19 protein-coding genes, 1 tRNA gene and 2 pseudogenes are annotated in these 26,622 nt (G+C 37.3%); 12 read left to right on the top strand and 10 right to left on the bottom strand.

All coding sequences use genetic code 11. The features are described 5' to 3' along the window. Positions 1-53 precede the first annotated feature (53 nt). Positions 54-1,553: an inorganic phosphate transporter PitA gene (pitA, locus tag PMI_RS14890; RefSeq protein WP_004246659.1), complete on the top strand. Its 1,500-nt coding sequence runs from the start codon at positions 54-56 to the stop codon at positions 1,551-1,553. A gap of 71 nt (positions 1,554-1,624) precedes the next feature. On the opposite strand, the gene uspB is transcribed toward pitA, so the two are convergent. Beyond that, positions 1,625-1,957 carry a universal stress protein UspB gene (uspB, locus tag PMI_RS14885; protein WP_004246660.1) on the bottom strand — a complete coding sequence of 111 codons (333 nt, stop codon included), beginning with the start codon at positions 1,955-1,957 and terminating at the stop codon, positions 1,625-1,627. A gap of 413 nt (positions 1,958-2,370) precedes the next feature. On the opposite strand from uspB, the gene uspA reads away from it, so the two are divergent. The 3 genes from uspA to PMI_RS14870 all read left to right on the top strand — a co-directional run bounded on the left by uspA (position 2,371) and on the right by PMI_RS14870 (position 5,277). After that, positions 2,371-2,805, top strand: a complete 435-nt coding sequence (gene uspA / locus PMI_RS14880) for a universal stress protein UspA (RefSeq protein WP_004246661.1) — start codon at positions 2,371-2,373, stop codon at positions 2,803-2,805. 253 nt (positions 2,806-3,058) lie between these two features. Continuing rightward, complete coding sequence (gene gdhA, locus PMI_RS14875; protein WP_004246662.1) at positions 3,059-4,399, top strand: NADP-specific glutamate dehydrogenase; 1,341 nt, start codon at positions 3,059-3,061, stop codon at positions 4,397-4,399. Between the two features lie 128 nt (positions 4,400-4,527). Beyond that, on the top strand, positions 4,528-5,277 hold the full coding sequence (locus PMI_RS14870; protein WP_012368589.1) for an SDR family oxidoreductase: 750 nt from the start codon (positions 4,528-4,530) through the stop codon (positions 5,275-5,277). Between the two features lie 70 nt (positions 5,278-5,347). On the opposite strand, the gene rsmJ is transcribed toward PMI_RS14870, so the two are convergent. Both rsmJ and prlC read right to left on the bottom strand, forming a co-directional pair. Further along, positions 5,348-6,094 carry a 16S rRNA (guanine(1516)-N(2))-methyltransferase RsmJ gene (gene rsmJ, locus PMI_RS14865; RefSeq protein WP_012368588.1) on the bottom strand — a complete coding sequence of 249 codons (747 nt, stop codon included), beginning with the start codon at positions 6,092-6,094 and terminating at the stop codon, positions 5,348-5,350. A gap of 3 nt (positions 6,095-6,097) precedes the next feature. Then, positions 6,098-8,140: an oligopeptidase A gene (gene prlC / locus PMI_RS14860; RefSeq protein WP_012368587.1), complete on the bottom strand. Its 2,043-nt coding sequence runs from the start codon at positions 8,138-8,140 to the stop codon at positions 6,098-6,100. A gap of 239 nt (positions 8,141-8,379) precedes the next feature. Here prlC and PMI_RS14855 point away from each other — a divergent pair. Both PMI_RS14855 and PMI_RS14850 read left to right on the top strand, forming a co-directional pair. Then, positions 8,380-8,474 (top strand) — tRNA-Sec (locus PMI_RS14855). A 386-nt stretch (positions 8,475-8,860) separates the two neighbouring features. Next, positions 8,861-9,895, top strand: coding sequence for a virulence RhuM family protein (locus PMI_RS14850; protein WP_012368586.1), 1,035 nt, complete (start codon positions 8,861-8,863; stop codon positions 9,893-9,895). 99 nt (positions 9,896-9,994) lie between these two features. Here the strand turns inward: PMI_RS14850 and PMI_RS19320 are convergent. Continuing rightward, a pseudogene (locus PMI_RS19320) lies at positions 9,995-10,178 on the bottom strand (IS481 family transposase); the annotation flags it as partial. Between the two features lie 764 nt (positions 10,179-10,942). Here PMI_RS19320 and PMI_RS14845 point away from each other — a divergent pair. From PMI_RS14845 to PMI_RS14820, 6 genes and pseudogenes are all read left to right on the top strand, one after another. After that, entirely contained in the window at positions 10,943-11,263 is a 321-nt protein-coding gene (locus PMI_RS14845) for a helix-turn-helix domain-containing protein (RefSeq protein WP_004246668.1), read from the top strand. A 139-nt stretch (positions 11,264-11,402) separates the two neighbouring features. Beyond that, on the top strand, positions 11,403-12,026 hold the full coding sequence (gene ecpA / locus PMI_RS14840) for a common pilus major fimbrillin subunit EcpA (protein WP_004246669.1): 624 nt from the start codon (positions 11,403-11,405) through the stop codon (positions 12,024-12,026). Positions 12,027-12,115: 89 nt separating this feature from the next. Next, a complete protein-coding gene (locus PMI_RS14835) occupies positions 12,116-12,799 on the top strand; it encodes an EcpB family pilus assembly chaperone (protein ID WP_004250001.1) in 684 nt (227 codons plus the stop codon). Between the two features lie 22 nt (positions 12,800-12,821). Continuing rightward, positions 12,822-15,316: pseudogene (locus tag PMI_RS14830) on the top strand (TcfC E-set like domain-containing protein). A gap of 13 nt (positions 15,317-15,329) precedes the next feature. Continuing rightward, positions 15,330-16,937, top strand: coding sequence for a fimbrial adhesin EcpD family protein (locus PMI_RS14825; RefSeq protein ID WP_012368585.1), 1,608 nt, complete (start codon positions 15,330-15,332; stop codon positions 16,935-16,937). 92 nt (positions 16,938-17,029) lie between these two features. Further along, complete coding sequence (locus tag PMI_RS14820) at positions 17,030-17,707, top strand: hypothetical protein (RefSeq protein ID WP_012368584.1); 678 nt, start codon at positions 17,030-17,032, stop codon at positions 17,705-17,707. Positions 17,708-17,796: 89 nt separating this feature from the next. Here the strand turns inward: PMI_RS14820 and PMI_RS14815 are convergent, their stop codons facing one another. The 6 genes from PMI_RS14815 to PMI_RS14790 form a co-directional block, all read right to left on the bottom strand. Beyond that, a complete protein-coding gene (locus PMI_RS14815; protein ID WP_232504893.1) occupies positions 17,797-18,720 on the bottom strand; it encodes a hypothetical protein in 924 nt (307 codons plus the stop codon). 191 nt (positions 18,721-18,911) lie between these two features. Continuing rightward, entirely contained in the window at positions 18,912-19,181 is a 270-nt protein-coding gene (locus PMI_RS14810; RefSeq protein ID WP_004249835.1) for a PAAR domain-containing protein, read from the bottom strand. Continuing rightward, the gene (locus PMI_RS14805; protein ID WP_012368582.1) at positions 19,174-20,112 is read right to left on the bottom strand and encodes a hypothetical protein; all 939 of its coding nucleotides are present in this window, start codon (positions 20,110-20,112) and stop codon (positions 19,174-19,176) included. The genes PMI_RS14810 and PMI_RS14805 overlap by 8 nt, the downstream gene beginning before the upstream one ends. Further along, positions 20,112-23,213, bottom strand: coding sequence for a toxin VasX (locus PMI_RS14800; protein ID WP_012368581.1), 3,102 nt, complete (start codon positions 23,211-23,213; stop codon positions 20,112-20,114). The genes PMI_RS14805 and PMI_RS14800 overlap by 1 nt, the downstream gene beginning before the upstream one ends. Beyond that, positions 23,210-24,433: a DUF4123 domain-containing protein gene (locus PMI_RS14795; protein WP_012368580.1), complete on the bottom strand. Its 1,224-nt coding sequence runs from the start codon at positions 24,431-24,433 to the stop codon at positions 23,210-23,212. Before PMI_RS14795 ends, PMI_RS14800 begins: the two co-directional genes overlap by 4 nt. Further along, positions 24,433-26,604, bottom strand: coding sequence for a type VI secretion system Vgr family protein (locus PMI_RS14790; RefSeq protein WP_020946442.1), 2,172 nt, complete (start codon positions 26,602-26,604; stop codon positions 24,433-24,435). Before PMI_RS14790 ends, PMI_RS14795 begins: the two co-directional genes overlap by 1 nt. Positions 26,605-26,622: the final 18 nt, after the last annotated feature.

Here is a 26,622-nt window from a genome sequence, read left to right as displayed (position 1 = left end):
ATTTGTCGCTGATAATGCGCCGCGTTCATGTCCAACTAACTGGCTTAACGTCTATGCTACATTTGTTTACTGACCTGGAATTTCATACAGGTTTAATGTTGGTTTTAGCACTGATTTTCGTGCTATTTTATGAAGCCATTAATGGCTTTCATGATACCGCAAATGCGGTAGCAACTGTTATTTATACTCGTGCTATGCGTGCGCAATTTGCGGTCGTGATGGCGGGTGTATTTAACTTCCTTGGAGTTTTGCTCGGTGGATTGAGCGTGGCTTACGCTATTGTTCACTTATTACCGACAGATCTTCTGCTAAATGTGAGCTCGGCTCATGGCCTTGCCATGGTTTTTTCGTTGCTGTTAGCTGCCATTATCTGGAACTTAGGTACATGGTATTTCGGTATTCCAGCATCCAGTTCACATACGCTGATAGGTGCTATCATTGGTATTGGTTTAACAAATGCTATCGTGACAGACTCGTCAATCGTTGATGCATTAAACATACCTAAAATGATCAGTATCTTCCTTTCTCTTATCCTTTCCCCAATTATTGGCTTGGTGATTGCTGGCGCGATGATTTTCTTGTTACGTCGCTATTGGAGTGGCACGAAAAAACGTCGTCGTATCCACCTAACCCCTGCCGAACGTGAGAAAAAAGATGGTAAACGCAAACCACCATTTTGGACTCGTACCGCGCTGATTTTATCTGCGGTAGGGGTGAGTTTCTCACATGGTGCGAATGATGGTCAGAAAGGTATTGGTCTTATCATGTTAGTTTTAATTGGTGTCGCCCCAGCAGGGTTTGTCGTCAATATGAATGCTAGCGGATACGATATCACTAAAACTCATGATGCCGTTGTACACTTACAACAGTATTATGAGAAGCATCAACCAGCTCTACAACATGCGATTGAAAATACCCCGGTAGTATCAGCACAAGCTGATCCTAACGACACGGATTTTCATTGTAATAGCGCAAGAACGCCAATTGTTCTCAATCAAACAGAACAAATGTTGTCTGGTATTAGCTCTTATGATGAGCTGAGTGCAGACCAGCGTGCTCAAATGCGTCGCTTACTGATGTGTATTGCTGATACAGCTACGGAAGTTGCTAAACTACCAGAAACTAGCGCCCAAGATGCACGGTTCTTAAAAACATTGAGTCGTGACCTGCTAAATACAGTGGAATATGCACCAATTTGGATCATTATCTCTGTGGCTTTAGCGCTCTCTATCGGGACAATGGTAGGTTGGAAACGCGTTGCGGTAACTATCGGTGAGAAGATTGGTAAAAAAGGTATGACTTATGCGCAAGGTGTTTCTGCTCAGGTAACTGCTGCAGTTTCTATCGGTGTAGCAAGTTATACAGGTATGCCAGTATCAACAACACAAGTGTTATCATCTGCGGTTGCAGGTACGATGATTGTTGATGGTGGTGGGGTGCAGACCAAAACCGTGAAAAATATTGCGCTGGCCTGGATCTTAACATTACCAGTGAGTATTGCTTTATCCGGTGTGCTTTATTGGATTTCACTTTCACTGCTGGTGAATAGCTGATAATAATAAGCATCCTAATAGTATTGAGAAACGGTGACTAACTCGTCACCGTTTTTTTATCCCTATAAAACCTACCAAATAATCATGGCGATCAAGCTTGCTACAGCAAGAATACAAAAGCGACTTACTAGGTAGAATTGTCGATAAATCCGTTCACAACGCATAATCACTTCAGGATCATGGTGGTTAGTATATTGGCGTTGATTTATATATCGAATAAGTCTTAACTGTTTTGAAAATTGACCATGCATAGTGAAAAATCCATTCCCATCGACAGATTGGTAAAGTAATGGATCAGATTGGCGCAATATGGTGAGTAATACCCGAATTGATGAGAAATAACGCATCATATTAATCAGGCAAAGAATACACAACGCCCAAAAGATAACAATGACACTAAACATAATCCCCTCCCTAGAATAGCTGATTCTGAGATGAGAAAACCTTTTGCATTTACATGGAAAGGTTAATTTTTCTCTTATTTAAGTCTAGGTGATATTAAGCAAGAAATAAAAGCGAGTTGTTCAAGTTGTTCGCTTTTTCAAAAAAATGATTAAAAAATAACTCTAATAGGGTGTTTTTATTGTGCCTTGTGCATTATTCACATTAATATGTGGATATTGTCGAAGAACGACTCCTCACTTATTTAAAATGGTGTATATTGTTGTTACCGATAGATGCTTTCTTTGATGGTATTTGCACTAAGTTGTGATCAAGGCAACATCTAACTTTCATCATAAAACGTTATATTTAATGTAAAGGATATAGGCGTAATAGCCTTTCCGACCGATTAATCAGCTTATGGAAGGAGTTTACGATGGCTTATAAGCATATTCTAGTTGCAGTTGATTTATCCCCTGAGAGCAACGTCTTGGTGCAGAAAGCTGTATCTATGGCAAAACCCTATAATGCCAAAGTTTCCTTAATTCACGTTGATGTTAACTACTCTGATCTGTATACCGGTTTAATTGATGTTAACCTTGGTGATATGCAACAACGCATCACTGATGAAACACGTAATGCACTAAAAGATCTCTCTGATAACTCAGGTTATGAGATCCAAGAAACACTCAGTGGTAGCGGGGATTTAGGCCAAGTTCTTGTTGATGCGATTAAAAAATACGATATGGACTTAGTGGTTTGTGGTCATCACCAAGATTTCTGGAGCAAATTGATGTCATCAGCACGTCAACTAATTAATACCGTTCATGTTGATATGTTAATTGTTCCTCTGAAAGATGATGAAGAGTAATCAACTGATTATTTAAGCAAAAAAAATGCCTGCTTATGCAGGTATTTTTTTGTCCAAAAATCCTGATTTTATTAGCCTTTAGTGAGGTCAAGCTTTTTTTTTTGTCTAATTGTAAAAAAAATGTCTTGAAGTAGGAATACATTTTAATGATATATTCAATAGGCAAAACAATATCAACCTCACATAAATCCCAAAAATATTCCGAATAAATGAGGTTATGCCAACATCACATTACATAAAAAGGAATAGCTGAATGAATAGATCTGGCTCATTATCTTCGTTTTTAGAAGAGGTAGAAAAATATAACGCTCATCAACCTGAATACCATCAGGCGGTACGTGAAGTTTTTACCACTCTGTGGCCTTTTTTAGAGAAAAATCCACAATATCGTGAACAATCATTACTTGAGCGCTTAGTTGAGCCTGAACGTATTATTCAGTTTCGCGTCTGTTGGTTAGATGATAAAGGACAAGTTCAAGTTAATCGCGCATGGCGAGTACAATTTAACTCTGCTATTGGTCCCTACAAAGGTGGAATGCGTTTTCATCCATCAGTAAACCTCTCTATTTTAAAATTTTTAGGTTTTGAACAAACCTTTAAAAATGCACTGACAACACTGCCGATGGGAGGCGCTAAAGGGGGATCTGATTTTAATCCCAAGGGGAGAAGCCACGCAGAGGTAATGCGTTTTTGTCAGGCGTTAATGACTGAGCTCTATCGTCATTTAGGGGCTGATACTGATGTCCCCGCGGGAGATATTGGTGTGGGGGCAAGGGAAGTTGGCTTTATGGCCGGAATGATGAAAAAGCTCTCGAATAGCAATGAATGTGTCTTTACGGGTAAAGGTTTATCATTTGGTGGCAGTTTGATCCGCCCAGAAGCCACAGGGTACGGTTTAGTCTATTTTACTAACGCAATGCTTAAACGTCACGGCATGTCCCTTGAGGGAATGCGTGTAGCCGTTTCTGGTGCTGGCAATGTGGCACAATTCACCATTGAAAAATGCCTTGAGCTGGGTGCGAAAGTGGTCACCGCTTCAGATTCTGGCGGAACCGTGGTGGATGAAGCTGGATTTACAACCGAAAAACTGGCTCGCTTAACTGAAATTAAAAATAATTATGGTCGTATTGAAGAGTACGCCAAAGAGTTTGGTTTAACTTATCTTGAAGGGCAACAGCCTTGGGCTGTCGCTGTTGATATTGCACTACCTTGTGCTACACAAAATGAATTAGATTTAGACGCCGCAAAAGTGTTAATTAAAAACGGTGTTAAAGCTGTTGCCGAAGGCGCAAATATGCCAACGACCATTGCGGCAACCGATGCTTTTATTGAGGCGGGAGTCTTGTTTGCACCGGGTAAAGCCGCTAACGCTGGAGGGGTAGCAACTTCGGGATTAGAAATGGCGCAAAACGCAGCACGCTTGAGTTGGAAAGCTGAGAAAGTTGATGCTCGCTTACATCATATTATGCTGGATATTCATCACGCTTGTGTAAACTATGGCGGTGAAGGTAAACAAACTAATTATATTCAAGGGGCCAATATTGCAGGTTTTGTTAAAGTTGCTGATGCAATGTTAGCGCAAGGCGTGCTGTAATTTTTTAAGTTAGTGCGAGTGCATAGCGCTCGCTCTGACCGTTTCAATCATTTTCTCTTCCCTCTTAGGCCTAATTTTCATCTGCTATGCTTAAAAGAGTGACTATTTATTTTTAAGCTGGAGGTTATATGGCTACGCAAATTGATTTTACTCTCTCGAATAAAGTGGCTGTTATTACTGGTGGTGCGGCTGGAATTGGCTTATCTATCGCACAGATGTTTATCGAAAAAGGGGCTAAAGTCGCTTTGTTGGATAGATCAGAGCAGGTTGAGCAAGTGGCGCATCGTTTAAATAGTGCGGTGGGGATCTGGTGTGATGTTTCAAGTGAAGAGTCCGTAAAACAAGCGGTACATTCAGTCATTGAAGAGTTCGATCGCATTGATATTCTTGTTAATTGTGCAGGTATTGTCGCTTTAGCTCCCGCCGAATCGTTATCTCTTGAAGATTGGAATAAAACCTTATCAGTTAATTTAACGGGGACTTTTTTACTGTGTCAGCAAGTGGGGCAGCATATGCTACAACGCGGGCAAGGTAAGATAATTAACCTCGCCTCTCAAGCAGGTATTATCGCTTTACCAGAACATATTGCCTATTGTGCAAGTAAAGCCGCTATTATCAATATGACAAAGGTGATGGCGCTAGAGTGGGGACCCAAAGGCCTACAAATCAATGCGATATCCCCTACTATTGTGATGACCGATTTAGGTAAAAAGGCTTGGGAAGGTGAAAAAGGTGAACAGATGAAAGCGCAAATACCGGCAAGGCGATTTGCTGAGCCAGAAGAGATTGCTGCCGCGGCTGTATTTTTAGCAAGCGCTGCAGCGGATATGATCAATGGCCATAATCTGGTGATTGATGGTGGATATACTATTCAATAGATAGCGATATTATAATTAAAAAGTTACGGGAAAAGAGGGGGAGACACGCCCCTCTATGGGTTATCTATGGCTAGATACAAGGATAGATATCAAAACGGTGATTTTTGGTGGTGACACTTGCATGTGCGGGTTGATTATTTAACGGCTCAGCATAATCAGGACGCTTAACAACCACTCGTTTTTTAGCCAGTGCCATGGCTGGTGCTAATAATGCATCAGCATCTTCATCCGCACCGACAAGAGATTGGAATACCCGCATCTCTTTTTTCACTAATGCGCTTTTGGTTTTATGGGGATACATAGGATCAAGATAGACTACATCAGGTGTAGGGCTAATTTGCGTGAGTGCCTGTGCAGATGAAGCATAAATGAGCTTCATACGCTGTTGCATCCACTCACCAATATCTGCATCGAGATAAGCGCGTTTCAAGCCATCTTCAAGTAATGCAGCCACCACAGGATGACGTTCAACCATTCTTACGTTACAACCAATAGAGGCTAATACAAAGGCATCACGGCCTAATCCTGCTGTTGCATCAACCACATCGGGTAGATAATCCTTTTTAATACCTACTGCTTTTGCTACCGCTTCACCACGACCACCGCCAAATTTACGACGATGAGCCATAGTACCCGCGACAAAATCCACGTAGATCCCACCAAGTTTAGGCTCATCTTGTTTACGCAATTCAAGGTGAGTGGGCGTTAAGACTAACGCCATAGTTTGTGTGGCGTCGTGAATTAATCCCCAACGTTGCGCTAAAGCAGATAAGGCGCTGTTATCAGCGCCTTCTTCACAAAGTAAACAGATATTCACATATCATCCTTTAATGCCGTAGCCTTTGAGCATAGCATCAAGTTTCGGCTCACGACCACGGAAGCGTTTGAACAGCTCCATTGGCTCTTCTGAACCACCACGGGTTAAAATATTATCAAGGAATGATTGACCTGTTTGGCGATTAAAAATGCCCTCTTCAGAGAAGCGAGAGAAGGCATCAGCAGCCAGTACATCAGCCCATAAATAGCTGTAATAACCTGCTGCATAACCACCGGCAAAAATATGGCTAAAGGCATGAGGGAATCGCGCCCAAGGTGTTGCAGGTACTACCGAGACTTTCTCTTTTACGCTATTTAGTATTTCCATGATACGAGCACCTTTAGCCGGATCATATTCAGCGTGTAGGCGGAAATCAAACAGACCAAATTCTAGTTGGCGTAATACAAACATCGCAGACTGATAATTTTTTGCTTTGAGCATATTATCAAGCATAGCCTGTGGTAATGGCTCGCCAGTTTCATAATGGCCAGAAATAAAGGCTAACGCTTCTGGCTCCCAGCACCAGTTTTCCATAAATTGGCTTGGTAACTCAACCGCATCCCATGGTACGCCATTAATACCTGATACATCAGCGGTATCAATTTGCGTTAGCATGTGGTGTAAACCATGACCAAACTCATGGAATAGCGTGGTTACTTCGTTATGGGTAAAGAGTGCGGGTTTATCACCTACTGGTTTATTAAAGTTGCAGGTAAGATAGGCGACAGGATTTTGTAGTGTGCCATCAGCATGACGCATTCTACCAATGCAATCATCCATCCAAGCACCACCGCGTTTATGTTCACGAGCGTATAAATCAAGATAGAAGCTACCGCGCAATGTGTTGCTTTCATCATATAATTCAAAGAAACGTACATCATCGTGCCAAGTGTCGATATCATGACGCTCTTTAGCCGTTAAACCATAGATACGGTGAACCACTTCGAATAAGCCACTTAATGCACGGTGCTCTGGGAAGTAAGGACGTAACTGTTCGTCATCAATGGAGAATAGATGTTGTTTTTGTTTTTCGCTGTAGTAAGCCAGATCCCAAGGCTCTAGTTTTTCCACACCATAATGTGTTTTGGCAAAGTGCGTTAATTCAGCCAGCTCTTTTTCGCCTTGAGGATGAGCTCGAGAGGCTAAATCAGTTAAGAAATTAAGTACTTGTTCTGGTGATTCTGCCATTTTAGTGGCAAGTGATTTTTCGGCATAATTTTTAAAGCCGAGCAACTGAGCTAACTCATGGCGTAATGCTAAAATTTCCGCCATCACTTCACTATTATCCCATTGACCTGCATTAGGGCCTTGATCAGAGGCTCGAGTGCTATAAGCAATACTCATCTCTTTTCTAAGCTCACGATTATCAGCATAGGTCATAACAGGTAGATAGCTTGGCATATCGAGCGTTAATAGATAACCTTGTTGCTCTTTTGCTTGTGCCATTGCTTTGGCTGCATCAATGGCGCTTTGTGGCATACCAGCAAGTTCACTTTCATCGGTGATAAGTTTAGACCACCCCATGGTCGCATCTAACACATTATTACCAAATTTGGCGCTCAGTTCTGATAGGCGTGCACTGATTTCACCAAAACGCTGTTGTTTCTCTTTTGGTAAACCGATACCGGATAATTCAAAGTCACGTAACGCATTCTCAACGGCTTTTTTTTGTGGTTGAGTCAGTAAGGCAAAATCAGCGCTTTCTTTGATAGATTTATAGGCTTGATATAATCCTTCGTGCTGACCCATCCAAGTACTGAACTCAGACAGTAAAGGTAAGCTTTGCTCGTAAGCTTCGCGTAATTCAGCGCTATTTTTAACGGAGTTTAAATGGCTAACAGGAGACCAAACACGAGAAAGTTTATCACCCGCTTCGGCTAACGGTTGGCAAAGATTATCCCAACTAAAAGCGGTGTTGTCAGCGAGAAGTTTTTCTACGGTTGCACGATAATTAGCTAAAACTTCTTTAATGGCAGGTACAACGTGTTTTGGTTCTATCTGGGAAAATGCAGGTAATCCCGTTGTGCTAAGTAATGGATTTGACATAAAAAACATCCTGTATCTGGGTTTACAGTGACATGGCATACATCACTGAGTTTATTCGTCATAGGTAATAAGATGAGGATGAAAGTGCATAAGTTCAATAGTATCGCGTTAATTATCAGTTTTTTTACTCAAAAGCGGGATTATTTTCTTTGAAAGAGGTTTTATTGATTTAGTGCACTTGGGAATGATTTTATTTCAGCGTATAATCATCATGTTATTTCATACAAATAATCCTATATGGAAGATCATCGTCCCCGGTGGGGCGGCTGGACTTCAAATCCAGATGGGGCCGCCAGCGGTCCTTGGCAGGTTCGACTCCTGTGATCTTCCGCCACTTAAGTTCATTACACCTCCCAAAACTCAATCAATCCCTTAATGATCAGTTATTAAGCTATTTTTAGTTCAACAAATGTTAAAACGTTTGCAAGAGAATTGACTCACAGGAGTGCTATTAGGCAGAAATGTGAAAAGTAAGCATACTCGTACATGTTCGGTGAATGGTATTGATAGTGATAGTAAATTGAATAAGGCGCTATGGGTGATGACTGAAAAATGTACGAATATTATTCAGAAAGATGGATAGTATAGGGGATCGTATTACATTGTTTTTTCATAAAATAATGTGCTTGCTATCTATTTGCTGGTGGCCTTATTTTTTTGTTAAATATGCTATATTGTTGTTCACAGTTTATGCATAACGTATAGAGCGGAGGCCATGTAATGAGTGATAATCTTCCTGAAGCACCACAGGGTGAATTTATTTTGTTCCGCAGTGAAGATGGTCAAACTCGTGTCGAATGCCGCTTTGAGTCTGATACGTTGTGGTTATCTCAATCATCAATTGCTGAGCTGTATGGAAAAGACGTTCGTACAATTAACGAGCACCTTGTTAATATTTTCTCTGAAGGGGAACTTGCTCAAAACGCAACCATCCGGAAATTCCGGATAGTTCGATTAGAGGGAAATCGTCAGGTTTCCAGAGAGATAGACCACTATAGTTTACCTGCCATTATTGCTGTTGGTTACCGTGTCCGCTCTGTCCGTGGTACTCAGTTTCGTCAGTGGGCAACGCAAACGCTGGAACAGTATCTGATCAAAGGGTTTGTGATGGACGATGAACGGCTGAAAAACCCGCCTATCGGTCAGTCAGTCGTGCCGGATTACTTTGATGAGATGCTCGAACGCATCCGTGATATTCGCGCCAGTGAGCGGCGGGTGTATTTACGGGTGAAAGAGATCTTCACCATGGCAGCGGATTACGAACCATCCAATAAAGAAACAACTCGTTTCTTCCAATCTATCCAAAACAAATTACATTTTGCTTGTACCGGCATGACTGCCGCTGAGCTTATAGCTAGTCGCGCAGATGCCAGTCAGCCGGATATGGGCTTAACCAACTATAAATTTGATGAGGTGCGTAAAACCGATGTCACGATTGCGAAGAATTATCTACGCGAAAATGAGCTGAAAGAATTAAACCGTATCGTCAATATGTGGCTGGATTTTGCTGAAGACCAAGCGCTGCGCCGTAAGCAAGTTTTTTTACAAGATTGGGATACTAAGCTAGATCAGTTTTTAAGTTTCAATGACCGTGATGTATTACAAGGCGCAGGTGGAATTAGTAAGAAAGCCGCTGATGAAAAAGCCAGAGAAGTATTTGATATTTATGCTCAAAAACGTCGACAATTAAAAGAAGCTGAAGGGGCGAGGGCGAATATTGCAGCATTGAAAGATTTGCTGAAAAAAGGTAAGTAAGATAATAAGATAAGTAGTGTATTTACCATCCTCTAAAAATAAGTGAAATTACCACTACGGATAGAATGTTCCTAGATAAAAATCTCTACGCTGTGTCACTCAAAACCTCGGCTGACGTTTAGTCTTAAAGACTAAGCTTATTTTTTAACACTTCATACGGTGTTTTACCAGCATGCGCTGAGTGAGGGCGATGACAATTATAAAAAGCCTCCCATTCAGCTAATTATTCATGTAAATCGACATCATCTTTATAATCGATATATTGATAAACTTCTTGCCATATTATTAATGCAAAGAAAAATATTTTTGCATTATTATATATATAATTTTTATTAAAATAACTTCTTAGGCATTTAATTACCGTTAAAGATTAATGAAAATATAATAACAGAATACTATTATTGATCTAAATCAATAATCTAGTTAATCAGTAATATAATTACTTATTAAAATTGATCTCTATTTTCATTAAAATGTGTTTTTACACTTTATATTAGTATTAATGGAATTAAAAAAGATATTTAAAATCATGTGATTACTTTACAAATATATTGATACTAATTCTTTGATTAAGTGCTATTTTCGGTCTTAAGTGTTCTTAATAAATGTGATTACAGGATATTCAACCAGAAATGCGCTTTTATCAGAGTATTATAGTACTCTAATTATTAGTACTTAAATCGCTATTTGATGAATTATGTAACAAATTGTAAATGTATATGATCAAATATATCAATTAGGCTATATCAATAATGCATTATTCTTTATTTTTCTGCAATTCTATAAAAAATATATTTTTTAAATTATTTTTTAATTAAAAACTTAATTTATTTAATTATCATATAATTAATAAAAATCTTTTCTTTTAAATACAAATTATTTGCGTAAGCTAATAAATTAAATCGATCAATAACCAATATTTGATAGGTTGTAGCTATTAAGTTAACTAACTTCGATCGGTATAAACGTTTTTACTCTTATTTTTATATATTTATGATTGATTTAAATGAAATGTTTAGTTAACAATTTTCTATTGGAGTGTAATTAATGAAATCTAATATGATTAGTGGTCATGTTGGTATTTTTTTAAGAAAAGCACGTAAAGAAAAAAATATGACAGGAAAGCAGTTGGCAAGATTAATGAATGTTAGCCAACAACAAATTTCACGATATGAAATAGGAGCTACTGCAATTACCGTTGATCAATTAGCAAATTTTTTATTAATTTTAGATAAAAAATGGGTAGATGTATTTAAATATCTTGAAAATGAATTTTCCGATGAGAGAGAAATAAACAAAGTCGATAATAAAAAGAAATATATTTTATGGAAAGGTTGTCAAACAAAAAACTTCATAAATAACTTTTAATTACATTAAAAATTAATAAATCACATAAAATAATTATCATTGCAATTATTTTATTAATTATATTTTATAAAAAGCACAATTAAAGGTGTTTTTTATACTATGTAATTGTTTTTTATAAATCAAAATTAGAGAGAATAATATGTTAAATAAAAAAATAGCATCGGTGATGCTATCAACAATTATTGCTGCTTCTTTTGCTACGGCTGCTAATGCAGATACTCGTGTTGCACAAGCAACCGCGACTTGGCAAGCAACTGCAATTAAAGATACAACCAGTATGTTAGTTGTCACTCCATTAAAAAGTCTGACTTTTAATTATGCTGAAGGCCAAAAATCATTTAACCAACAAAATGGTGCATTTGATATTGCTATTCAAGGCCAATCTGGCGCAACCGATTTTAAATTATCATCAAAACTGATTGCTAATACGTTAGCAAGAACAACTGATGATTCAACATTAACAGTTGGTGTTAAATGGAATGGGGAAGACCTTTCTAAAACAACTGATGTCGTGTTAATTGATACATCAAAAGGGTTAACCTCAGGTTTAGATAATTTAGCTGCTGATGGTATTTACAATGGCTCTGAGCGCGCTACAGATCGTGGTGAATTCACTTTTGTAATTGCCAGTGCACAAGCAGCAGGAGCAACAGCCGATTTTAAATCACTGGCTGATGGTGTCTGGGATGGTGATGTAAAAGTGCAATTTACTGCCACTTGGGATGGTGACTTTTCTACCGTTAAACCTAATCCAGAACCTTAATTCTCCTTTATTGGCTAATTGATATTACGATAAAGATACTATAGGGAAGTAATATCTTTATCGTTATTTATTTTTAGAAACTGACTATTATGAATAAGATAAAATTAATCCTTTTTTTATTATTATGGTTTCCATTAAAAAATAGTTTTGCAGTAAATGTAGGTAATATAACAGAGATAATATCTTCTGATGAAAGTAGTCTTGCCAAAGAAATTGAAAATACAGTAAATACGGCAAGATTAGTCAATTTGACAATAGAAAAATTAGACTCACCACTTGAAAATGGGAAAATTATTCCGGTTACTGATCCCAATGAAATTTTATCAACACCGGCTAATCTGATTCTTCCCGGTCATGCAAGTGATGTATTTAAAATCATTTATCAAGGGCCTAAGGATGATAAAGAGCGTTATTATCGATTAAATTGGAAAGATGATCCTATTGCTGAAAATGGTATAACACAAAGCTCAAAATCAGCGACAGCAACAACATCTGCAACTATTAGTACAATTTTAGTGGTTGCACCCAGAATTGAGAATTTTAATTATCAGTATCATGATAATAAAGTTTCTAATATCGGTAATAGTTCATTTCGTGTTGTGGCTTCAGGCCCTTGTCTAGCAGAAAAACAACAATATGGTGTGGAGGGGATGTGTCGCGAGCGTTATTACCTTATGCCACATTTAGCCGTTAAATTACAACTTGTCGATCTCACAAATAAAAAATCTAGCGTAGGCATTTGGCACAAAGGAGAGTTCATTGTTGTCAAATAAAAAATAAAGAATGGGCTAAATCATGCGTAAGAGTATTATCGCTTTATCAATATTAGGTATTATTTTTTCGAATACGATTAATGCTAATGAAATAAAAAGAATTAAAGTGGGCGGATATATTATTCCTCCGGCATTTGTTAATGCTTTAGAGGAAGGTATGTCGGTGCCCGTTTTCTTACGACTTAATGATGCAAATAAACAAAACCAAAGTGAAAAGAAAATTGCAGATGCGATTATTGTTATCGATAATGATAAAATAAAACTATCAAGTATTCAATTAATCGAAAATAATCAAGGCGCAACACTAAATCAGTTATTAGTTGATAAAATTGAAAATAAAAAAATGCTATCTTTAATGAAAATAATAGTATAACTATTGATAGTAATGCTGCTCTTCAATTAAATGTCTCTTCATTTAATTTATCATTAGATGTTGATAAGTCAGCTTTTGCACCCAAAGAACATGCTAGACAATCCATATTAGGAAATTCATCTGTTAATTCATTTTCTGCTGTGGCCAACTATGATTTGGGCGTCTTTCAAAGTCGTGTTAAAAACGCCCAAGATTCATCCAGTAGCTACTTTAATTTAGACACGTTATTAGCTAAAGCTGAACACCATTTTAATATTAATGCATCTGCCTACAGTATAGGTAAATCCAATTCTAATATTGAACTCTATAGAGCAATGTATGAACGTGATTTTAATGGATTGCGTTTTGCTATCGGGTTAATGAGCACTTGGAATTTACAGTCCTTAGCCAGCTTAACAGTATTGAGCAGCAGTAAAATTTATGCAGCATCAATCGGGAATAATTCATCAAGTAGGGTGGTGAATAAACAGCAATCATTAACTCCGATTTATGCTTTTTTAAATAGTCCAGGTGAAGTTCGTATTTATCGCCAAGGTAAATTATTAAATATTCAAAATTTCCCGATGGGTAATTTTGAAGTTGATACCAGCATGTTGCCTTATGGTATTTATGAAGTAACGATTGAAACCGTTATTGATGGCAAGGTAGTGACAACACAACATCAAACCATTAATAAGTCTTTTGGCACCGCTAACGGTAATTTTGACCAATTAAATTGGGAAATTTATGGTGGCTATATTGATTTTGATAAACGTCATTATATCAAAGAGGGTGGCTCTTATAACCAAACTCCCGAAAAAAGTTATTTAATCGGTAGCTCTTTTGCTTATAACTTTCCTGTGTTATCCGGTATTCGTTTTCAAATGTCTAACTATGGATTTGATAAATTTATTGTACAGGAGACGAATATCAGTGTAGCGGTAAATAACTATCTTTCTATTGCTTGGCAAGGAATGTTAGAGAATCATGGTAGTCACCGTAATATTAGTACGCTTTCTATTAATATCCCAGAAGGCTATGGTTCATTATGGGCATCTAAAGAGAAAACTATCGTAAGAGGTGATTTACCGCTATATGAGGCTGACAGTTACTCTTATGGAGGAACTATTAATTTCGATAAGATAATGGATAGAACGGGTTCATTTACTATCAGCAATACCAAAGATAAGCGAGTTGGTAGTGATTCTATTAATTATGAATATGCAAATACATTATTTTCGGGACGTTATGGCACGGTAGGATTAAGAGCTGGGGTTCAGCGTTATCATTATGATAATCAAAATAGCACTAATGAAAAATTTATTAATCTTGATTTCTCTTTACCTCTTTCAACGTGGTTAAGTACTGGGATCTCTTCAACCAATGGCAATGTAAAAGCCAATATTTATGTGAATAAGAATTTTGAAAACTCCGTGATCACTAATGCGGGCGTTTCTGTTTCTAAGTTAGTACATGATAAAGATAATGGTGAATCTGACTTCTCAACACTAGGTTACGCTTCTTATGATACGAAGTATAATTCTGGTACGGTGACCATTAATCGCCCTGATAATAAACGACTCAATGGTAATTTAACTTCTCGTGGCTCTATAGCTTATAGTGAAGGGATGATCACACCCAGTGGTCAACAAGGTAAATCTGGCATTATTATCAATTCAGATATTAAAGGTAGTGGCAGTATGCTCGCTAAAGTTAATGGGCAAAATTACCCGATTAGTGGAAAAAATACCTTTATTCCATTATCTCCTTATTCAGATTATGACATCCAATTAATGAATGATGGCAAATCGAAAGACAGCTTTGACATTATTTCTGGCCGAAATAAATCCGTCACATTGTATCCAGGAAATATTGCCTTTTATCAACCGGAAGTGAGGCAATTAGTCACAGTTTTCGGACGTCTGAAATCCCCTAATGGTGAACTTTTAAAATATGCTTCAATTCGAAATCATATTGGTCGAACTAAAACAGATCAAAATGGTGAGTTTTCAATGGATGTAGATGTCCGTTATCCGGTGATCTCGTTACTACAAGAAGATCAGCAAACAATCTGTGAAGCAGACTTAGATCTTAAAGGGGCACAAGGAGCAATGTGGGTTGGAGAGGTAACTTGTCAACCTCAGTCTAGTTTCGTAAAAAGATAACGAGAACTTTATTATGAATAGCAAAATATTTTTTTTACTCGTAGCACCTTGTCTTTTAAATTTATCGCTGTCTACAACCAGTCAAGCCGCTACGGTAACTAATAGTTACGTTTTTATTGAGAATAATGTAGATAATGAATATTTTATTACCCCAAGAACAACCGATCCGCGTTTTTCGGGTGCCAATAAATATACGCGTTATTCAAAATCTTCACAGCTCAGTTTAGGTTATATGGGGTATACCAATACATCCATTCAGGCCAATCAATATGTCGATATTTGGCTAGAAAATTCTCAAATAGATAAGCCATTTGTGGGTAACCGATGTATGAGGCGTTATTGTACAGATGATAGTGGCTATTGGCCTGCGCAATATATAGGTAAAGACGGGGCTTATAAAATAGTACAGACGAATACTAACGGTGAATCGGCTTATGCTCGGGGAATATTTAGTGATTCGGCATACCTGTATTTTCGCCAATTACCTGTAGGCACTATAGAGACATATAGTTATAGAGCCTGTATGACAAAAACAGACTATGATCCAAGCAAAGGCGGATCTTGCCAAAGTGTTGGTGGCAGAATGCTTGCATCACATGAATTCAATATCACTAAGTCAGGGCATATCACGTTAACTTCAACAGGTGCTTTACAAGAAATATTTATTGATAGTAACGGTAATCCCACGATTGGCTTAGGCTCTCAGTTTTGCCGAGTGGGTATTGTATCAAACCAAAATGGTATTATTTGTCAGGTGATTGATCATGAAACTACTGGGGATATATTTACCAATATTAGGCTTAATTTAAAAATTAATAATACACTGATCCCTTTTACGCCAGCGGCAAATACAATAAAAATTGGCCCCGATGATGGCAGTAATAACTGGTATAATTATAATACAACATATCCCGCTAATTATTATTTTAAAGTTAATAATAAAAATGTTTCTATCTTTTTATCTAATACCTTTTTAAAAAGACTCGTCTCTAGTAATGTCGACTTTAAAAATAGCCAAGACTTTTTTACCTTTTCATTTACCAATACAGCCGTGCCTCAATCTGGGTATTATGAGTTCACCCCCTCAAATACACTTATTCTGAAACCGAGAGATTATGGCATAAGCATTATTCCTGCTGATTTTAACCCTCATCAATCTAAAACGGGAAAAGTGGGTAATGAAGAGCCACCCATTGAGTTTAATTATATTGTTACCACCAGTGGCCCTAGACAAGCAGACTCTATTACTGCATCTGTAGAAGGACCACAAACAACATTAAAAGGGCAATCCTATTGTTTATTCTCCTCCAGTGATAACCGACTTAATGTGCCTTTTCCGGCTTATCTCTCATTTAAAAATAGTGATGGCACGGATGCAAAATATAGAGCGAGTTGTGATAGTCATGAAATTTCATTAAAAAATGCGTTATGGACAGAAACACCATGGGATAGACCTGATGAAGACTTAGGCTCTTTTTATAGAACGAACCTAGATTTATCTTTTCCAATGAATGATGCTAACTCATTTTTCACTTTAGATGGTATTGATTGGCTAGGAACAGTCTCAGCCAGTGGAAGGGTAACGGTTAAGGCTATATGGACTGGGCCTGATATTAACTAAAGTTGATTATTTTTATGTTATGGCGACTGATAAGAACGTACTGGTTTTTTATTTAAGTCGCTTTCTATTATAACGAATACTGAAATTTTAATATGAAACTAATATCTTGGTTTAAGATACTTTGCGGGATGTTGTTAGTCTTCTTTTATCACCATGCATATGCACTTTATATTAGTGCAGATATTTCCTCTATGGAGTCGGGGGAACCCTTCTTTTCTAAGCCCTATATTAATGATACTAAAAAAACCAATTTATATACATTTAGTGCTTACCAAATTGATAGGCCGGGTTATCAAGAGCAGGGCACACCTATTCAGAATGGAGAAATTCTTTTTACTCCCCTTAAAAAAATTCTATTACCCGGGGAGCAGGAATTTTTTAAAATTTTCTATCGAGGAGAGGCGGATGAAAAAGAACGTTATTATAAAATTATTATTAGTGAAACGCCACTTGATATAAGAAATGATGAAGGGCAAAAAAAACAACCACTGTTCTACCCCACAGTAAGTTTAGAAACCTATTTTGTTGTTAGACCTAAAGATCCAGATTTCAAATATGATTTAAATATTAACCAAGGAATATTAAAAAATACAGGCAATACTTATTTTAGGGTTTTGTTACATCAAAATTGTGATGGTGATGATGACTCAGAGCCTTATGTATTTTATTTATTACCCAATCAACAAATTAAAGATCTGCGCATAAGTCAAAAAAGTCGTAAGTATATTGTTATCTTTGATAAATATTACTCTATAGGGAATTGTGAGTAATAGTGTGACTTTAAAGTGTATTGGCCATGATGATCATGGCCAGTGTCCGAATCACCTATAAGAATAATGGTAGGCATAAAAGAAGCACCTTATCGGACAATAGTCACTTTCCCATCAATAATAGAAAGGTAAGGGTTATAAAAATAATTTTTCCCTTCAGGGCTAACTAACTCAATAGGAGATAAGCGTTCAAATCCAGCTTCGTAACGAAAAATACGGTGATTTAAGTAAGTACTAAGAATATATTTTTCCCAACTTATTGGATTGGGTCTATATCCTTGTTCTAATCGTTCTTGAAAATTAAGCGATTTCCAAAAGATATCAGGAGAGCCATTATCGGCATAGGCCATTTCTTCCCAGGATATTTTCCCCATAGTTTTTAATTTATCTAGATTTTTATCGATAAATGCTTGTCGTAGTTCGGCATAAAAAGCACGAATTTTAGGAATATCGTCTTCAGTAACGGGAGTAGCTTTTCCCCATTGCCATTGGGGGAGGCCCTGTATATTAAATTGGTTTTTTGCTTCTAAAACATCAAATTCACTATCTCTACTGGGGCCACCAAAATAGATTTGCTCACTGTTATTTTGATATTTATCAGAGACCACCATTTTCCCATCATTATTTCCGTTTAATCTAAGTCCCGATATTAAGGAGGTATCGCCGTTTGCAGATAATTTCTTAAGTTCGACTTCACACCACATATCAGGGGTAAGTTTTTCTTCACCTGTTAAAATAGAGCCATTAAACATAATTACACCTAAGGTATTTTCCCCATTAGTTAATATGCTAGATATATTTTGACCGACGGAATAATGACCTTTAGGGTATTTTTTATTATCCATTACCAACATTTCATTAATTTTTATACCACAACCTGCATCATTTGAGGATAAATTAATAACATAAATCTCATTCATGGTATTTTTTGCCATAGTGACGCCACTAAAATTTAACGCCATGATGGAAAGTGTTGCATAAAATAAATTTTTTAATAAGGAATGATATTTCATATTTTGACCCATCGAATTTCAACGTGAGAATAAAAGTATATAAAATTAAAACTACTATTTAGTTGAAGACTTTCTTTTTTTAGATGAATAGCAACATCGAATTTAAATTTACTGATAATTGTGTTATGGCAAAATTAATTTCTAAAAAAGAATATCATTTTTTATTTATGATACATGATATTGGGTATCGCTTAATCTGTTGCAACGAGTATACAGCCATCTGAACAGCCACAAGCGACTTTATGTCCTTCGAGGGCGACAGGGATACCTTTAATTTTCATTAAATTATCCCCTTCAATAATAGTGCCTGTTTTTTTACACGCAGGGCAATAAACAGGATCACCTACACAGGCAATCCCTTGGGTTTGTTTAGCAATAGAAGAGCCGGTAAGTACGGTACCGCCGGTATTTGTTGTATCATTTTCTAAAATAATCTTTCTGCCGTTTACCAAACTACGCATGGTGTTTTTTCTCCTGATCAAGCTTTGCTAAAATCTGTTCGACCTGTTGCTCAAAATCAGCAGGAGGTGGGTTTTTGCCAAAATACACTTTGGGTTTTTTACGGTGATAATCGAATGGAATAATGGCATCACGCCCTTCGCGCATATAAGTATTGATAAAATTAATGAAGCGCTGGTCGTGATAGTCAGTACTGGTATTGTACACTGAATAAACATAGACATTAGGGAAAAATAATTCAGAAACTAAAGTTTGTTTTGACTTATCTAACCCGAATAATTGAAAGGTAAGTGTTTTACCAATTTTACCGATACCAATTTCAGGATAGCGGGCAATAAATACCTTATTTTTGCGCCAAGTATAAACCAGATTTCTTTCACGATTAAAAACGAGTATTGGATTTTTTTTGAAAAAAGATTGATAGCCACCCAAGCCAATTAAGAAGAAAGGTGCGATGAAAGTAGAAAGAAAAAATAGCGTATTTTGATAGGGTTTTGATGTAATATGTCCCCCAAAATAAACATGAATATAATCTAAAATAGACAGTTTTTCTTGATTGAAATAAGGGGCGTACTTATCAAGTATAAATGAAGGTAGTTTATCTCTTTGAGTTTTATCTTCATATTGCGCTTTATATTCTAATGTATAGTCATGAAGATTTTTATTAAAACGGATATACTTTGAATTATGTTCTGTAAAAACAAAATGAAATACCATAATAAAGGTAATAATACCGGTAATAAACCCAGGGAAAGCAAACGCATCACGTCGGCGTATTTCTTTATCAACCAGAATGCACTGTTGTTTATCCACGGTCTCTAAAAAATCGAGCTCAGGCATGGGCCAATCTTCGTTATAGCGCTCACCTTGCTCCCCCAATGGTTGTGGCTTCAAGCGATGTGGGTGTTTAGCGGGATTGAAAAAAATACTCATTAGATATTCTCACTGTTAATAAAGCCTAAAAGCCGATTGTTTTCTTGGGTATCTCCCCCCCAATTGATATAACGCATCGGTGTTGTTACCTCGGGATTGACTTGATAATACCAATATAAATCTTCAATACCTATACGGCTATTAGGATGTGCACCAAAAGCAGAATATGTATTTACTAATTGAGACTGTACTTCCAAACTAAATTTCAATATACCTGTTTCAGGGTTCCAATCACCTTTTTCACTTGCCATTTTTAATTGTTCGCTAATTTCTAAGAGGTCTTTTCGTTTATTTAGAACATAAGCTGAACTAGGTGTTTTTATTTCTTCTGCCAAGCCGCTGTGATAACCAACCTCTGTAACAAAGTGAAAATATACTTCTGAAATCCCTGGGGTAAAATTAGTAAATTCAAAAGATAAGCGGAGTTTTCCATTTGGTATTTTTTCTTGAGTCATTTTAGCTGTATAAAATAGATTATAAAACTCTTGTAATTCAATTAGCCCTTTTTGTTCATAGAATTCAAATTCTTTTATATATTGTTTTAATTGTTCTCCTATCGGTGTTGGTCTATTATTATCCCAAAAATTTGAACTTTCTTCATTTCCCCAAAAACTGTGCCTTAGCAAAGTTTCCAAATGACTCCAACTGGTGAGTTGACTTGAGAAGAAGCCTCCTAATATTAGCAGTCCTGCAAATAGAGCCCATCCCCCTGTAACAAAAATTAGCATGAAAGAACCAATGGCAATGGCTACATTTGATAAACCTTGTTTATTATTTCCAATATGAAAAGCTTCTAATGCATCTCGAGTGGCAAGAGCAACACCAACGGCACCTGCAATCTTACCTAATGCTGCCATTCTTTTGGTTCCCACTTCTGTTGTTAGCATAGGTAATTTTATTTTATCTAAAAAGAATTTCAGTGTGGTGCTCGATACTGTTTGAGATAATTTTGTCGCCTCTTGAGAAACTTTTAAAATACTGTAGCTTGCTACAAATAAATTCGCAATAATCTGTGCTGTATACAGATTATAGGGGGATAGTTTTAATGGGTCATTACGTTCATACAAACTCATACCTTGTAATGTATAAGCTTGGATTGATCCGGTGATCATGCTGAAACCGTTTAAAAATAGCTTAGTGGAAACCTGTAATGCATCTTTACCATAAATATAAATCTTATTTTTAGTAATATCTGTGATCTCAATCTTCGGAATAAGAACGGCAGTCTCTTCGCCTAGATTTATTATTTTTTGTTTCCAAGAAAAAAGCTTATTTAATTTAGGATGTTGCAGATTTGGTACTATTTGTTCCGTTAATTTACGGAGTTGTTCCACCCACTGGTTAAGCTCATTACCCGATAATTTAACAAACTCGGTTAATGAAATTTTTGTGTTGCAAAATGCCAGTATCATCGGAAGTATCTTTTGAGCTAAATAGTCAATACCCTTAGTATTAATTAGTCTATTTTTAATATCGTAATGAGAAAGCATCTTACTTGTTTTTGTAAATGCAAAACCAATGCTATCTGAGCAAATAAACGCAAGCTTATTAACAAAATTTTCGATATTCTCTGCATATTCTTGTGCATTTAAAAGTGCGTCCATAATTTTTGAATTAGCAACAAGACTAATTACTTTCTTTGTCACTCCCACCCACAGGCTATTATTTTCTTCATCATTAATTGAATATAATTTATCTAATGTTCTTTGTCCTTCGGTAGAATTCATTAATGGAGATATTAAATCAAAATATAAATCAAAAGCTTGATTAAGGTCCTTAAAAAAATCAATACTAAAGACATCTTCTTTCGTTATACGTTCGTGATATGAAAAAGCATAATCAAAATAATGTTTTAAGCCACCGTTTTCATTAATGATTGCCGGATTATTCATAAAGCTTTCATACAATGATAATACAATACGTTGATGTTTCTCAAAAAAAATAAATGTTTTATGAATATTTTTCCACTCATTATCTAATGCATTCTGATTAATACTCTCTTTTAGTATTGTTTGCATTTTTTCTTTTTCATCAGTATCTTTAATGTGATGACTAGCTTCTTGTATACTCGTAATAAATTGGCCAATTTTATCCGGATGGCTATAATAGTTCTGATATAATAAATGTAATTTTGTTACAATATTATAATAAGATAAAACATCTTTTTGGTATCCTACGGGATCTTTTAAAATAAGCAATGTCGCTTTTTCATTATAATCTAGAACACTATTTATTTGATTAATCAAAACAGTTGCATCTTGTGGTAAGTCGGGTATTTTTGTGGTATCAGAAAAAAAAGAAGAGGGTATATTTGAATGCGTGAATTCTTTAACAAATAGCTTAAATTTATCAACTTCTTCTTTATAATCCTCAACAAGTCGATTTAAATTATCTTTATTTAGCTCAATACAATAATCGTTATTGTTGTAATCAATAAAATTGATTTTTTGCATTAATTTCGATCTAAACTTAGAAGATGAAATGATTTTTTTAAGTGTGTAATCAGATAATTTACTTTCGCTGAATAAGATAGTCGCTTCCTTCACATCTTTCGGTATAGCTAAATAAGGATTACTATTTCCGTTTTTCTTTAAAGTGACACCCCCATTTTTTAATTGCTTAAATATATATGGAATGAAATTTTCATTGCCATCACTGGTTGTAACTTGATGTTGAAAAACTAATAGGCGTCCTTTTGTCGCATCAACATTTTGTTCTTGATAACTTTTATTACTAGAATTACTTCTAGTAGGGTAATTGCCTTCTTCAAAAACATAAACCCAACCTTGTCTTAATAATCTTGCAGAAAATCCTTTACTAGCAGTAACATCTTTCGCATTCAATAATTGATTAATAGAAGGAGGAATACTCGCTTCTAACGTTTTATTTGGTGCTTGTTCAATTGTAGAAAAATGTAAATCACAATAAAAGTTGGTATATGCATAACGCACCGGATAAACAGGGCGATGTTCATTTTCACATGGGCATACCACCGCGTCGGCCGGTAAGTTTCGTGGGCTCGCTTCGTTTACCGCCTTCACCATCTGACGCGCTTTGCGCTCTTGCGGTGTTAAATATTTCTCATTCACTTCTCCAGTCATTTCATTTCTCCTTGGGTATTTAAACAGGCGATATAACGGTGGTAACTCAATAAAACTTGGTTGTATTTATAAGGTGCGGCTTTTTCATTGGCGATCTGCCATGTTCTCGGTTGATGACGGCACAAATAGCGGGCTTGCAAGTCGTACAATAACGCTTTTGATTGATGAATATCGTCTAAAAAACTGCAATTTGCTGCGTGTATACAGTAGCCCATTAATGCGTCACCCTCTAACTCATCCCCTTCTACCTGAGAAAATTGTTCAATCAGTGCCTTAGCTTTAGCCACAGTTTGCAGCTGTGTGATATTCGCGTAGTGATTGTATAAATAGGTATTAATAAATAACGGCTCTCGCTTACTGCCGTCATACAGATAATCTGGGTGAAAGGTGATTTCAACCCCATCGGGGTATTGTGCACTATAGCCGTAGAACGCATTTACCCCATTGACCACATTAATTAACTGTCCGTGAGTCAAAGACTCAATAAATGGGATAAAGTGCTTAACATCATAAAAACGAAAGAAATTCCAACTCTCCAGTTTTTGATTATATAAATAGGTGAGTTTTCGCATTTGCCGGTGAATATCGGTAAAGGGTTTGAGGCTATTGATAAATAATCCGAGACTCGCTTTATGTGGTAAATTCAAGTAATGAGCCAGAAACTGCTGACCGGCTTGATTGGCGGCAATGTGTACCAAATAAGGGGCTTTATCTTCAAGGCTGTCTTGAGTTTCACCTTGATAGAGTGATTTCCATGGCAGTTGTGAGCCATGCAGTTTCGGTACAAGATGTTGCCCGGTTTGGCGGTGGTATTCCCCACTGTCAATGACGACATAGAGATGCGAATATTCAATAAACATAGGTTGCCCCTCACGGTAATGAATGTCGCCTTTTTCTGACGGTCTTGGGTGTGTGAGGTTGCATTTATCCACTAATACGGCTGAAACCTTTGCATTATGTTGCTCACGTACTTGCCGTATTAACGGTAATTCTAAGGTTGAACTTTGTTCAATATGGGTGATTAAAGGGATTAATGTGTCATAGTCCGCAAAGGTATATTCACCTGGGTGAGCCGTAAAGTACTGGCGCATCTGCTTAATAGCTTGTGGTTGACTTGTACCTGCTACGGTCATCACCCCCTTGAATTGTTCACCGTTGCGAGTATAACGGCATTGAGCAACCCAATACGCTTTATAGAGGGGATTTGGACTCAAGAGCATTAGGCCGTTCCTTTTTTCATCGCTTTCGCACGGCAATCCTCAGCTAATGGTAACCCTTCATTAACCGCCGCTTCTAACTGAGTAACCACTTCTGGGGCGCCCCCCGTTATTGACACATCGCCTTTGAGCAGAATTTTACCTGTAATAGTCACACCTTGTGCATCCAATTGAATCGACCCAGCCTTGCCTTTGATAATGACCGTTTCACTGGCTTGCAAGGTGTGGATTTTGGTATGGGTATGGATACCCCCTGCGGCTTTCAGGGTATAATCATTTTGGATATCACACTGCTTGTTTTCCCCGATTTCCTGAAAGTGACTGGCGTGGATAACTTCTTTCCAACTATTGTCAATGCGTGTGATACGGTCTTTCCCTATTTGTTCAAATTGATTGACATCAACCTGTACTGTTTGCTCATTGACGATGTGGATAAATTCGTCATGACACACTTCATGCTTACGGTTATTGGCGACAGTATGGCTATCATCATGCCCAACGTATTGGGTTTTATTATGATTAATATGAATATTATTATCGCGTTGCGCATGAAGATAAATTTCCTCATCGCCATTTTTATCCTCAAAGCGCAATTCATTAAACCCGTCTCCTTTATGGGTTTTGGTGCGAAATGTGGTACGGGTTTTATGTTTAGGTAAATCAATGGGGGAACGATTGCGACCATTATAGGTACATCCGGTGATAATCGGTTTATCTATATCATTGTTTAAATAAGAGATAATCACTTCTTGCCCAACACGAGGAATAGCCATAAAGCCAAATCCGTCCCCATTCCAACCTTGAGCGACTCTTACCCAGCATGATGCGCTATGGTCTGGTTTACCACGCCTATCCCAATGAAAATAGACCGTAACGGCACCTTGCTCATTGGTATAGATTTCTTCGCCCGGCGGGCCGACGACAGTGGCTAATTCATCACCATCGGCGGTAGGTTTAAAACGGTAAGGCGGGCGCCACTCTTGAGTACTCGGCACAAAGGAAAGCTGATTACTCAATTGCGTTCCTTCACCGCCACTGTTGTCGGCAAGAGGTTGCACACCGTGATGTGAGATACTAATCACCTGCCATGTGGTGTTCATGCGTGCACTGGGGTGGTTAGACAAGGTAAAAATACGCCCCGGCGCTAATTCAATGCAGTTTGTGGTCGCAGAGCCTACTTGACGCTGATTTTGTGATTGTTCATAACGTATCTGATTAAAGGGTTGTCCCTGAGCATCTTCTTCAAAGCGTCCATAACTTTCAAATATTTCATGTTGTTGATGAACCTCTCCTGTGACTTGATGGCTTAAGGGGTAGGAAGGTCTAAGTTGATTGTAATCTTTATCAACGCGAATATCGCTACAGAGTTGTTCAACATAGCGCCACGTTGTGGCGGTGCTATCGGTGATATCTGTATCCGATTGTGGGTTATAGGTTAAGGATATCCCCGCTCTCATGCCCAAATGTCGGTCGCTATAAAATAACTGTGGGCCTTCTTCAAACCAAAAATTAATCCCTTCTTCTGCGGCTAAACGGCACCAAAAGTCATACATTGTTTCTCGTTTTTGAGTGGTATAGGCGCGCTGCAAATGCTCTTCTGGGTGATAAAGCTGTTTATCATATTTAATGTGAGACTCATTGAGTAATGTCTCAAGAATATGAGGAACGGTGGTATCTTGAAAAATACGACTATCTTGTTTGAGGGTCATTACCCACATTTCAGGACGTATCACAAATTGATACCAGGTTTTTACCCCATCGGTATTCCCTTGCTCTGCCGCCGCTAAGATACCTTGTACTGTACGCAGAATGTGACCATCTCGCTTTACTGTCAAACTGGAAGCCATGCCTAACACATCATTAAAATCAATTTCCGAGAGTGGACTGACGGCTTGGATGGAGAGAGTGAAAAGTTGTGAGATCCCTTCTTGTAAATCGAATTGCGTGACTTGGAAAGTCTCTTCGGGTAATCCACCAATCTGACAAGTAAACACTAAGCCACTTTGCATGTCGCCACTTAAGATCTTCTCTATGAGTTGTCTATGTTGCTCTTGTAAAGCGAGATCTTGCGCGTATGTTCTGCCACCGCCATGGGTTAATGTCTTATCCCCACTCAGTGAGTTGCCATCCTTATCACCCAGCCTTTGATATTTTTTTGAATTTGTTATAGACATCCAATAATCCTTCACGGG

This window comes from Proteus mirabilis HI4320 (genome assembly GCF_000069965.1).
GTDB classification, from domain to species: Bacteria; Pseudomonadota; Gammaproteobacteria; order Enterobacterales; family Enterobacteriaceae; genus Proteus; species Proteus mirabilis.
Note: the sequence above shows the minus strand (reverse complement) of the source record. Positions and strands in the feature narration are given on the sequence as shown.